Here is an 11,567-nt window from a genome sequence, read left to right as displayed (position 1 = left end):
GTTCACGGCGCCGCGACGAAGCACGGCATCTGAGCAGCTCTTGCTCGTCCCCTGCTCAGCCCAGGAAACTCAGCCGCACCTGCCGGTCCGGGTTGTCCTTGTTCGTGTCGACCACGCACACCGACTGCCAGGTGCCCAGCGCCATCTCGCCGTCGATGACCGGGATCGTCGCGTGCGGGGGCACCAGGGCGGGGAGGACGTGGTCGCGGCCGTGGCCGGGGCTGCCGTGGCGGTGTTGCCAGCGGTCGTCGGCCGGGAGGAGGGTGTGGAGGGCGGCCAGGAGGTCGTGGTCGCTGCCGGAGCCGGTCTCCAGGATGGCCACGCCGGTGGTGGCGTGCGGTGTGAAGACGTTCAGCAGGCCGTCCCGGCCCGCCGCGACCTCCCGCAGGAAGGACGCGCAGTCGCCGGTCAGGTCGTGGACCGTCTCCTTGGGGCCGGTGGTGATCCGCAGCGTACGGGTGGTGAATGCGTCGCTCATGCGTCCATGGTGTCACCGCGCGGCACGCCGAGCGGTGCCGTCGACGTGACGAGTCGTCAGTCGCCACCATGGGGGTATGGAGATCGACGGGGTGTCAGCCGAGGGGGCGCTGCCGGAGGCCGCCGATGTCGTGGTGGTCGGGGGTGGGGTCATCGGGGCGAGCGTCGCGTTCCACCTCGCGGAGGCGGGGGTCGGGCGGGTGCTGCTCGTGGAGCGGGACGCGCCGGGGTCCGGGTCGTCCGGGAAGCCGATCGGCGGGGTGCGCGCGCAGTTCTCCGATCCGCTGAACGTACGGCTGGGGCAGCGCAGCCTCGCGGCGTGGCGGGCGTTCGGGGAGCGGCCCGGGGCGGAGGTGGGGCTGGAGAGCGTCGGCTATCTGTTCCTGCTGGCCGACGAGGCCGAGGTTTCGACCTTCCGGCGGGCGATGGAGGTGCAGCACGCGTACGGCGTGCCGAGCCGGCTGCTGAGCCCGCGCGAGGCGCACGGGCTGTGCCCGTACGTCGATCCGTCGTCGTTCGTGGCCGCCGCCCACTCCCCCGCCGACGGGTACGCGCTGCCCGGTGCCGCCGTCCGCGGTTACCTGCGGGCCGCCGCGTCGCTCGGCGCGACCGTACGGAGCCGGTGCGCCGTCACCGGGATCGAGACCTCCGGCGGAGCGGTCCGCGCGGTGCGCACCAGCGCCGGGACCGTGCGTACCGGGGCGGTGGTCTGCGCGGCCGGCGCCTGGTCCGGGGAGGTGGGCGCGATGGCGGGGGTGGAGCTGCCGGTCACGCCGCTGCGCCGGCAGATCGCCCTCACCGGGCCGCTGGACCCGGCGCCGCCGCGGGTGCCGTTCACCCTGGACTACGGTTCCACGCTGTACTTCCACGGCGACGGCGCGGGCGGTCTCGTACTCGGGCTGGCCGATCCCCGTCAGGAGCCCGGCTTCGGTCGGGAGTTCAGCGAGGAGTGGCTCGGCCTCTTCCGGGAGGCCGCCGCCCGGCGCGCCCCCGCGCTCGCGGACGTGCCGGTACGCGGCGGCTGGGCGGGCCTGTACGAGATGACGCCCGACCGTGACGCGCTGATCGGTGAGGCGCGCGGCGTCAGCCGGTTCCTGTACGCGACGGGGTTCTCCGGGCACGGCTTCCTGATGGCGCCGGCGGTCGGGGAGGTGGTGCGGGACCTGTACCTCGGCAGGACGCCGTTCGTCGATGTCGCTCCGCTCGCCGCCGACCGCTTCGACGGCACCGCGTCCGGGGCCCGCGCGGAGGCGCACATCATCTGACCCGGTGGAGGGGAAGATGCGCACGTCTCCCTTGGTTAGTGGAAGGGTGAACGATTTCCGGGTGTACGACGTGGTCGTCGTCGGCGCGGGGCAGGCCGGGCTCTCCGCCGCCTACCACCTGCGCCGCACCGGGCTGGAGCCGGGCCGGGACTTCGTCGTCCTGGATCACGCTCCGCGCCCCGGCGGCGCGTGGCAGTTCCGCTGGCCCTCGCTGACGTACGGCAAGGTGCACGGGATGCACCAGCTGCCCGGCATGGAGCTGACCGGCGCCGATGACGGGCGTCCGTCGTCGGAGGTGATCGGCGGGTACTTCGCGCGGTACGAGGAGAGGTTCGACCTGCGCGTGCGCCGCCCGGTCGAGGTGACGGCGGTGCGGGACGGCGGCGAGGGCGGCCTGCTGCTGGTCGAGACCTCGGAGGTGACGTACGCGACGCGCGCCCTGATCAACGCGACCGGGACCTGGGACCGGCCCTTCTGGCCGCGCTACCCCGGCCAGGAGACCTTCCGGGGGCGGCAGCTGCACACCGCGGACTACCCGGGGCCGGAGGGGTTCGCGGGTCTGCGGGTGATCGTGGTGGGCGGCGGGGCGTCCGGCACGCAGCACCTGATGGAGATCGCGGACGTCGCGGCGGAGACGACCTGGGTGACGCGCCGGGAGCCGGTGTGGCGCGAGGGTCCGTTCGGCGAGGCGGAGGGCCGGGCGGCGGTCGCGCTGGTGGAGGAGCGGGTACGGCGCGGGCTGCCGCCGCAGAGCGTGGTCAGCGTGACGGGGCTGCCGGTGACCGACGCCGTCCGGCGGGCCCGGGAACGCGGGGTCCTGGACCGGTTGCCGATGTTCGACCGGATCACGCCGACGGGCGTGGCCTGGGAGGACGGGCGGACGGTCGACGCGGACGTCATTCTGTGGGCGACCGGTTTCCGGGCCGCCATCGACCATCTCGCGCCGCTGCGGCTGCGTGAGCCGGGTGGCGGCATCCGACTGGAGGGCACCCGTGCGGTACGCGACGAGCGCGTGCACTTGGTCGGGTACGGGCCGTCGGCGTCGACCATCGGCGCCAACCGGGCCGGGCGGGCCGCCGTGCGGGACATCGGGCGCCTGCTGGAACGCTCCGGCGAGCGCGCACCCATGCGGGTGCCGGCGCCACGCGCCGTCCCGGGCCGCGCGCCCGACCGGGTCTCCGCGTGAGCGTCAGCTCGCCGCCGCTGTCCTCCGGACCTCGTTGAACTCCTGCACGTTCCGCTGGTGCTCGGCGTAGTCGGCGGTGAAGCGCGTGTCACCGGAGCGGACGGTCACGAAGTACAGCCAGTCGCCGGGGGGCGGATTGATCGCCGCGTCCATCGCCTGCTCGCCCGGGTTGTCGATGGGGGTGGGCGGGAGGCCCTGGCGGTTGTAGGTGTTGTACGGGCTCTCCATCCGGGTGTCCGCGTGCGACGTGTCGAGGGTGGAGCGGCCCAGCGCGTAGTTGAGGGTGGAGTCCATCTGGAGGGCCATGCCCTGGGCGAGCCGGTTGTAGATCACTCGCGCCACCTTGCCCATGTCCTCCACGGTGTCGGCCTCGGCCTGCACGATGCTGGCGATGGTCAGCGTCTGGTAGAGGCTCACGCCGTTGCGCTGCGCGCCCGCGCTGACGCGGTCGGCGCCGAACCGTTCGTGGGCGGTGCGCACCATGTAGTCCAGCAGGCCGCGCGCGGTCGTCTTCTTGTACACGGGGTACGTGGCCGGGAAGAGGAACCCCTCGGGGTTGCCCTGCGCGTCGGCCGGCAGCTTGAGCCTGCCGCTCTCGGCGACCTTCCGCGTGGTGCCAGGCGGAGCTTTGAGCGCCTTGTCGACGGCGGCGTACACCTGGGTGGCCCGCCAGCCCTCGGGGATGAGGAGCATCCTCGGCTTCTCGGGCGGCGGTGGGGCCGGGGCCTCCCCCCTGAGCAGCAGCAACGGCACCAGCACCGCGGCGGCCGTGGCGACCACCAGGCCTGCGGCGAGGGACAGCTTGCCCCGGCGGGTCATCCGGGACCGGCGCCGGGGCGTGCCCTGCGGGGACTCGTTCACCATGCGGGCACGCTAACCCGGGCCGTACGCCGAATCCGGCAGCCGGCCGCGCCCCGACACGTCGACCACCGAGTCGGCCCTGAACACGCGAACACGGGATCGGATGTTCGCCTGAACGTGTGATCGCATCCGGTTTCCGGGCGGAACGCGGCTGCGGCGCATGATGCTTACGGTGCGCAAGCGACGGGCTGCAGACCTCGGTTGCGTCGTCCCACACATGCACGAAGCACAAGGAGAACGCACCATCATGAACGTGCTCACCGATCTGCTGGCCGGTTTCATCCACTTCGTGGGCTGGCTCGTCTGACGATCGCTCGACCCGGCGCCGTCGCTCCCCCGTCCCACGGGAGCGGCGGCGCTTCCGTGTGCCGGCCGGGAGCTCTTCAGGGAGTCGCGGGAGCGAGTTCCGCGTCGCCGCGGACGAGCGCGGCGTACCGGCCGTCCAGGGCGAGGAGGTGGTCGTGGGTGCCGCGTTCGGTGATGCGGCCGGCGTCGAGGACGACGATTTCGTCGGCGTCCCGGATGGTGGAGAGCCGGTGCGCGATGGTGATGGTGGTGCGGCCGGCGGAGAGCGCGTCGATCGCCTGCTGCACCGCGTGTTCGGTGCCGGTGTCGAGGGCGCTGGTCGCCTCGTCGAGGATGAGGACCGGCGGGTCGCGCAGGATGGTGCGGGCGATGGCGAGGCGCTGTTTCTCGCCGCCGGAGAAGCGGTAGCCGCGCTCGCCGACGAGGGTGTCGTACCCGTCCGGCAGAGAGGCGATGTGGTCGTGGATCTGGGCCGCTCGTGCGGCTGCCTGGATCTCCTCGTCGGTGGCGTCGGGCCGGGCGAAGCGCAGGTTGTCGGCGACGGACGCGTGGAAGAGGTAGGTCTCCTGGGAGACGACGCCGACGGCCCGGGCGAGGCTGTCGAAGTCCAGGTCGCGTACGTCGACGCCGTCGAGGGTGACGCGGCCGCCGGTGACGTCGTAGAGCCGGGGCACCAGGTAGCTGAGCGTGGACTTGCCGGAGCCGGTGGGGCCGACGACGGCGAGGCTGCCGCCCGCCGGGACGGTGATGTCGATGCCGTGGAGCGTCTCGCCGCTCTTCTCGTCGTACCGGAAGTCGACGTCTTCGAAGCGGACCTCGCCGCGGATCGTGTCGAGGCGGACCGGCTTCTCCGGCTCGGTGATGTCGACCGGCAGGTCGAGGTACTCGAAGATGCGCTGGAAGAGCGCGAGGGAGGTCTGGATCTCGACGCCCGTGGAGAGCAGGCTGACGGCGGGCCGGAACAGGCCCTGCTGGAGCGAAACGAAGGCGACGAGCGTGCCGATGGAGAGGGCGGCGCCGCCGGCCTGGAGCGCGAGTCCTGCGGCCCAGTAGAGCAGCGCGGGCATGGCGGCCATGACGATGCCGATGGTGGACATCCGCCACCGTCCGGCCATGGAGGAGCGCACTTCGAGGTCGACGAGCCGCTCGGACTCGGCGGCGAAGGAGCGGGTGAGGGAGTCCGCGCGGCCCATGGTGCGGCCGAGCAGGATGCCGCTGACGGAGAGCGACTCGGTGACCGTGGCGGCCATCGCGGCCATCTGCTTCTGCCGCTGGGTGGTGATCGCCTTGCGCTCGCGGCCGACGCGGCGGCTGATCCACACGAACAGCGGAAGCAGCAGCAGGGAGACGACGGTGAGCCGCCAGTCCAGCGCGAGCATCGCGACGACGGTGGCCACGACGGAGGTGAGGTTGGAGACGAGGGAGGTGGCGGTGGAGGTGACGGTGGCCTGCATGCCGCCGATGTCGTTGGCGATCCGGGACTGGACCTCGCCGGTGCGCGTGCGCGTGAAGAAGGCGAGCGGCATGCGCTGGAGCTGGGCGTAGACGGCGGTGCGCAGGTCGTGCATGACGCGCTGACCGACCGTCGTCGAGATCAGCGTCTGGAGTACGCCGAAGACGCTGGTCACCACGGCGGTGAGGATCATGCCGAACGCGAGCAGCGTGAGCAGTCCGGTGCGGCCCTGCGGGATGGCGGTGTCGAGGATCTCGCGGAGGAGGAACGGCGAGGCGACGGAGACGAGCGACGAGGCCGCGACGAGCAGCCCGACGACGGCGAGCCGGGCGCGGTAGGGGCGGAAGAGCCGGAGGATGCGCCGGATCTCGGCCGGCGGTTGTTCCGGATCGGGGGCCGGTGGCGTCCAGGTGGACTCGGCGTGGATGCGCATGGGCTCCTTCGGGCTGGGCGCGCCGCCGGGCTCGGCGGGCGCGCGGATGGGTGACGCGCGGGTGGGTGACGCGCACGTCGGCGACGTACGGGTGGGTGACGCGCGAAGCCGCGCGACACCGTGTCCGTGCCACGCGTGTACGTGAGCACGTGCGTCCGCGGGCACGCGCGCCCGGACGGCCACGTGGGTGGCGCCCACGCGGACGACAGGGACGCCGGTGCGCCCGTGTCAGGCACACCCGCGTCGCGGGTGTCCCTTCGCGGCGCGACCGACGACGCGACGAACGGAACAACGAACGAAGCGACGAACGAAGCGACGAACGAAGCGACGAACGAAGCGCCGAACGAAGCGCCGAACGAGGCGACGACACCACGAACGATTCAGAGCTTAGCTCATTGTTACCTACCTTCACAATGAGCGTAGTCCTGATAGTCTTCCGTCATGAACTCCCCCGACGCCGACGGCCTGCTGGCCGAGCAGCTGCTGCGCCTGACCCGCCGGCTCCACCGCAGCCAGCAGCGCCAGCTCGAGTCGGCCGACGTCGCCATCACCCCGGCCCAGTCCCGGCTGCTGCGGATCGTCGCGCACTACGACCGCCCGCCCCGCATGGCGGACCTCGCGGCCCGGCTGGAGGTCGTGCCCCGGGCCGTGACGAGTCTGGTCGACGGCCTGGAGGCGAGCGGCCGGGTCCGGCGCGTCCCCGATCCGGACAACCGCCGGGTGATACGGATCGAGCTCACCGACACCGGCCGGGACACGCTGCGGCGGCTGCGCAGCGCGCGCCGGGCGGCCGCAGAGGACATCCTGGCTCCGTTGACCGCCGAACAGCGCGAGGTGCTCGGCGGCCTGCTGTCCGCCCTCGTCGACGGGGTGCCGGAGCGGCGGCGCTGCTGAGACGAGGCCCGACGTCGAGGGGACCGTGACATGCCGTTGCTGGAGCCGAACCCGGACAGGCTGCGCCCCGGCGTGCGGCGGACACCGTCCCCCGACCGCGTACCGGATCTGGTGGCGCACGGTTCGCCCGGGCGGCTGCGGGACGAGCTGCTCGCCCTCCTGGGCCCCGACAAGGTGCTGTGGCGCGTCTCCGACCTCGTGCGGTACGCGTCGGACGCCAGCCCCTACCGCTTCGTGCCGCAGATCGTCGTGGTCGCCGAGACCACCGACGACATCGCCGCCCTCCTGGCGTACGCCCACGACAAGGGCCGCGAGGTGGTCTTCCGGGCCGCCGGCACCAGCCTCAACGGCCAGGCGCAGGGCGAGGACATCCTGGTCGACGTGCGCAAGCACTGGGCGGGCGTCGAGGTGCTCGACGGCGGCGCCCGCGCCCGCATCCGGCCCGGCACCGTCGTCGCCCGGGCCAACGCCACCCTCGCTCGGTACGGCCGGGTGCTCGGTCCCGACCCGGCGAGCGCCGCCGCCTGCACCGTCGGCGGCGTCGTGGCGAACAACGCCTCCGGCATGACCGCCGGTACCGAGCGGAACTCGTACCGCACGGTCTCCTCGCTCACCGTCGTCCTGCCGTCCGGGACGGTCGTCGACACCGGCGACCCGGACGCCGACGAGAAACTGGCACGCGCCGAGCCCGAGCTGTGCCAGGAGCTCCTCGCGCTGAAGGCGGAGATCGAGGCCGACACGGAGCTGACGGCCCGGATCCGCGCCAAACACCGGCTGAAGAACACCAACGGCTACCGGCTGGACGCCTTCCTGGACGGCTCGACACCCGTCGAGATCCTGCGCGGGCTGATGGTGGGGTCCCAGGGCACCTTCGGCTTCATCTCCGAGGTCGTCTTCGACACGCTGCCGCTGGACCGTGAGGTCTCCACCGCGCTGCTGTTCTTCCCGTCCCTGCCCGCCGCCGCGGCCGCCGTGCCGCGGTTCACCGAGGCCGGCGCGGTCGCCGTCGAGCTGATGGACGGCAACGCCATGCGGGCCTCCGTCAGCGTGGCGGGGGTGCCCGCCGACTGGGCGGAGCTGCCCGGGGAGACCACCGCGCTGCTGGTGGAGTTCCGGGCGCCCGACCGGGCGACGCTGGGGGCGTACGAGCGGGCCGCCGATCGGGTGCTGGCGGGTCTGGAGCTGGTGGCGCCGGTCGCGTCGGTGACCAACCGGTTCACCCGGGACCCGGCGGCCATCGGCGGGTACTGGAAGGCGCGCAAGGCGTTCGTCACGGCGGTCGGCGGCTCCCGCCCGCCCGGTACGACCCTGATCACCGAGGACTTCGCCGTCCCCCCGGCACGCCTCGCCGAGGCGTGCGAGGCGCTCCTCGCGCTCCAGCGGGAGCACGGCTTCGAGGCGGCCGTCGCGGGCCACGCCGCCCACGGCAACTTGCACTTCCTGCTGGCCTTCGACGCGGCCGACCCGGCCGACACCGACCGCTACGCCGCCTTCATGGACGCCTTCTGCACCCTGACGGTCGAGCGGTTCGACGGCTCCCTCAAGGCCGAGCACGCCACCGGACGCAACATCGCCCCCTTCCTGGAGCGGGAGTGGGGGCCGGTGGCCACCGAGCTGATGTGGCGTACGAAGCGGGCGATCGACCCGGAGGGGGTGCTCGCGCCGCGGGTCGTCCTGGACCGCGACCCGCGCGCCCATCTGCGCGGCCTGAAGACGATCCCGGCGGTGGAGGCGCTCGCCGACCCGTGCATCGAGTGCGGCTTCTGCGAACCGGCCTGCCCCAGCGCCGACCTGACGACCACTCCCCGCCAGCGGATCGTGCTGCGGCGCGAGATGATGCGGCAGAGCCCCGGCTCACCGGTCGAGGACGGCCTGGCGGCGGCGTACGGCTACGACGCCGTGGACACGTGCGCGGGCGACTCGCTCTGCGAGCTCGCCTGCCCCGTGGGCATCGACACCGGCGCCCTGATGAAGCGGTTGCGGCACGAGCGGCACTCCCCGCGCGAGGAGCGGGTGGCGGCGCTCGCCGCCCGCAACTTCAAGGGGGTGGAGGCGGCGGCCCGGCTCGCCCTGTCGGCCGCGGACGCGGCCGGCGACCGGCTGACCGCGTCGGTGACGGGCCTGGCGCGCCGCGTCATCCGGCCCGACCTGGTCCCCGAGTGGCTGCCGGAGGTCCCCGGCGCGGCCCGCGCCCGTCTCCCGCGTACGGAACGGACCGGCGCGGCCGCCGTCTACTACCCGGCCTGTGTGAACCGGATCTTCGGCGAGCCCGACGGCTTCGAGGACCCGCCCCTCCCCCTCCCCCAGGCCGTCGTCGCGCTGTCCGCGCGGGCCGGGCGGCCCGTGTGGGTCCCGGACGACGTGGCGGGCACCTGCTGCGCCACGATCTGGCACTCCAAGGGGTACGAGGAGGGCGCCCGCGTGATGGCGAACCGCGTCGTGGAGGCCGCCTGGGGCTGGACCGCCGGAGGCCGCCTGCCGCTCGTCGTCGACGCGTCCTCCTGCACCCTGGGCCTCGCCCGGGACGTGGTGCCGTACCTCACCGACCGCAACCGGGCGCTGCACGGCGAGCTGACGGTCCTCGACTCGGTCGTGTGGGCCGCCGACGAGCTGCTGCCGCACCTGGAGGTACGCCGCCGGGCGGGCTCCGCCGTGGTCCACCCCACCTGCGCGATGCTCCACCTCGGCGACCAGGACCGGCTGACCGCGCTCGCGGCGGCCTGTGCCGAGGAGGTGTACGTACCGGACGACGCCGGCTGTTGCGCCTTCGCGGGCGACCGCGGCATGCTGCACCCCGAGCTGACGGAGTCGGCGACGGCCCGCGAGGCGGCCGAGGTGACGGCCCGCCCCTTCGACGCGTACCTCTCGGCCAACCGCATGTGCGAGATCGGCATGGACCACGCCACGGGCCGCCGCTACCACTCGGCGCTCCAGGAGCTGGAGCGGGCGACCCGCCCCTGAACCGGCCCCGCGCCTCCACGAAGAACCGCGAGAGCCCGCGAGAGCGCACGAGAGTCCATGGGCTCGTCCCAAGAGTCCAATCCGCGCTCTTGCGCACCCTGAGCCACGACCGCCAGGGTCCTTCCCGGGATTCATGAACCCATCCGCGCACATCACGTAGCTACGGGAGGTTCGATGAACGACGCAGCACCCGGGAACCAGGACTCGCCCAGCCGTCGCTCCGTCCTGCGGACCACGGCGGGCGTGGCGGGGGTGGCGGGGGCCGCCGGGCTGGGGCTCGGCGCACTCGGCGGCACCGCCGCGGCCGACACACCCGGGGACGTACCCGCGCCCCGGCGCCAGGGCAGCACCATGGCGGGCGTGCCCTTCGAGCGGCGGTCGACCGTACGGGTCGGGATCATCGGCCTCGGCAACCGCGGCGGCAGCATGATCGACCTGTTCCTCGCCCTCCCCGGCGTACGGGTGGTGGCGGTGTGCGACCCGGTCAGGGCGAAGGCCGAGCAGGCGGCCGCCAAGGTGGTGAAGGCCGGTCAGCCGTCCCCCGCCGTCTACGCCAAGGGCGAGGACGACTACGCCAACCTCTGTGCGCGCGGGGACGTCGACTTCGTCTATGTGGCGACCCCGTGGGACTCGCACTTCGAGATGGCGAAGGCGGCGATGCTGGCGGGCAAGCACGTCGGCGTCGAGTGCCCCCTCGCGATGCGCCTGGACGAGCTGTGGGCGCTGGTGGACCTATCGGAGCGGACCCGCCGCCACTGCATGCAGTTGGAGAACTGCTGTTACGGCAGGAACGAGATGCGGGTGCTGCGCATGGCGCACGCCGGCGTGTTCGGTGAGTTGCTGCACGGCGCGGGCGCGTACAACCACGACCTGCGGGAGCTGATGTTCTCGCCCACGTACTACGAAGGCCCGTGGCGCAGGCTGTGGCACACGCGGCTGCGCGGTGATCTGTACCCGAACCACGGCTTCGGGCCGGTGGCCAACTACATGGACGTGAACCGGGGCGACCGGGTCGTCAGCATCAGCAGCTTCGGTACGCCGGCGCTGGGGCTGGCCGAGTACCGGGAGGCGAACATGCCGCCCGGTGACCCGAGCTGGAAGGAGACGTACGTCGGCAGCGACCGCACGATCAGCATGGTGACGACGGCGAGGGGCCGGGTGATCCGGCTGGAGCACGACGTGTCGACACCGCATCCGTACAGCCGGATCAACAGCCTGGGCGGGACGAAGGGCGTCTTCGAGGACTACCCGGCGCGGATCTACGTCGAGCCGGACCACAAGGGCCACCAGTGGGGCGACTTCTCGGCGTACGCGGCGGAGTTCGACCACTGGCTGTGGAAGGAGCACGCCAATCCGCCCGGCGGGCACGGCGGCATGGACTACCTCATGGTCTTCCGCCTCATGCAGTGCATGAGGCTCGGGCTGGTCCCGGACTTCGACGTGTACGACGGGGCGACCTGGACGGCGCCCGTGCCGCTCAGTCACGCTTCGATCAAGGCGAAGGGCGCGCCGCAGCAGATCCCCGACTTCACGCGGGGCGAGTGGAGGAAGCCCCGCTCCGGGATGGATTCGGTCAAGCCGGAGTGAGGTGGGGGGGGGGGGGGCGGGGGGAAAAAAACCAACCCCCCCCCCCCCCAAACCAACCCCACGAGACAGGTCCCCCCCACCGTCCCCCCCTCAATGGACCAATGCGGGTTTCCCACACCCCCCCCCGGAGACCCCCCCCCCCCA

The 11,567-nt window shown here is 73.0% G+C and carries 8 protein-coding genes; 5 read left to right on the top strand and 3 right to left on the bottom strand.

Going from position 1 to position 11,567, the window contains the following annotated elements:
• Positions 1-55: 55 nt before the first annotated feature.
• Positions 56-478 carry a secondary thiamine-phosphate synthase enzyme YjbQ gene (locus AC07FJ_RS26070; RefSeq protein ID WP_361420254.1) on the bottom strand — a complete coding sequence of 141 codons (423 nt, stop codon included), beginning with the start codon at positions 476-478 and terminating at the stop codon, positions 56-58.
• 76 nt (positions 479-554) lie between these two features.
• Here AC07FJ_RS26070 and AC07FJ_RS26065 point away from each other — a divergent pair, with 76 nt between their 5' ends.
• A complete protein-coding gene (locus tag AC07FJ_RS26065) occupies positions 555-1,742 on the top strand; it encodes an NAD(P)/FAD-dependent oxidoreductase (protein WP_479051725.1) in 1,188 nt (395 codons plus the stop codon).
• A gap of 46 nt (positions 1,743-1,788) precedes the next feature.
• Entirely contained in the window at positions 1,789-2,928 is a 1,140-nt protein-coding gene (locus AC07FJ_RS26060; RefSeq protein ID WP_479051724.1) for an NAD(P)-binding domain-containing protein, read from the top strand.
• Positions 2,929-2,931: 3 nt separating this feature from the next.
• On the opposite strand, the gene mltG is transcribed toward AC07FJ_RS26060, so the two are convergent.
• Positions 2,932-3,792, bottom strand: a complete 861-nt coding sequence (gene mltG, locus AC07FJ_RS26055; RefSeq protein WP_479051723.1) for an endolytic transglycosylase MltG — start codon at positions 3,790-3,792, stop codon at positions 2,932-2,934.
• Between the two features lie 380 nt (positions 3,793-4,172).
• Positions 4,173-5,981 carry an ABC transporter ATP-binding protein gene (locus tag AC07FJ_RS26050; RefSeq protein ID WP_479051722.1) on the bottom strand — a complete coding sequence of 603 codons (1,809 nt, stop codon included), beginning with the start codon at positions 5,979-5,981 and terminating at the stop codon, positions 4,173-4,175.
• Between the two features lie 441 nt (positions 5,982-6,422).
• Between AC07FJ_RS26050 and AC07FJ_RS26045 the strand changes: the two genes are divergently transcribed.
• The 3 genes from AC07FJ_RS26045 to AC07FJ_RS26035 all read left to right on the top strand — a co-directional run bounded on the left by AC07FJ_RS26045 (position 6,423) and on the right by AC07FJ_RS26035 (position 11,423).
• Positions 6,423-6,875, top strand: a complete 453-nt coding sequence (locus AC07FJ_RS26045; RefSeq protein ID WP_355365265.1) for a MarR family winged helix-turn-helix transcriptional regulator — start codon at positions 6,423-6,425, stop codon at positions 6,873-6,875.
• Between the two features lie 30 nt (positions 6,876-6,905).
• Positions 6,906-9,836 carry an FAD-binding and (Fe-S)-binding domain-containing protein gene (locus AC07FJ_RS26040; protein WP_479051721.1) on the top strand — a complete coding sequence of 977 codons (2,931 nt, stop codon included), beginning with the start codon at positions 6,906-6,908 and terminating at the stop codon, positions 9,834-9,836.
• Positions 9,837-10,010: 174 nt separating this feature from the next.
• Entirely contained in the window at positions 10,011-11,423 is a 1,413-nt protein-coding gene (locus AC07FJ_RS26035; protein WP_479051720.1) for a Gfo/Idh/MocA family protein, read from the top strand.
• Positions 11,424-11,567: the final 144 nt, after the last annotated feature.

The organism is Streptomyces sp. NPDC045998 (assembly GCF_056430285.1).
Note: the sequence above shows the minus strand (reverse complement) of the source record. Positions and strands in the feature narration are given on the sequence as shown.

What these genes read in the sequence shown, in the direction of transcription:
- AC07FJ_RS26040 (WP_479051721.1), top strand. Translation starts at nt 6,906, where the DNA reads ATGCCGTTGCTGGAGCCGAACCCGGACAGGCTGCGCCCCGGCGTGCGG.
- mltG (WP_479051723.1), bottom strand. Translation starts at nt 3,792, where the DNA reads ATGGTGAACGAGTCCCCGCAGGGCACGCCCCGGCGCCGGTCCCGGATG.
- AC07FJ_RS26070 (WP_361420254.1), bottom strand. Translation starts at nt 478, where the DNA reads ATGAGCGACGCATTCACCACCCGTACGCTGCGGATCACCACCGGCCCC.
- AC07FJ_RS26065 (WP_479051725.1), top strand. Translation starts at nt 555, where the DNA reads ATGGAGATCGACGGGGTGTCAGCCGAGGGGGCGCTGCCGGAGGCCGCC.
- AC07FJ_RS26050 (WP_479051722.1), bottom strand. Translation starts at nt 5,981, where the DNA reads ATGCGCATCCACGCCGAGTCCACCTGGACGCCACCGGCCCCCGATCCG.
- AC07FJ_RS26045 (WP_355365265.1), top strand. Translation starts at nt 6,423, where the DNA reads ATGAACTCCCCCGACGCCGACGGCCTGCTGGCCGAGCAGCTGCTGCGC.
- AC07FJ_RS26035 (WP_479051720.1), top strand. Translation starts at nt 10,011, where the DNA reads ATGAACGACGCAGCACCCGGGAACCAGGACTCGCCCAGCCGTCGCTCC.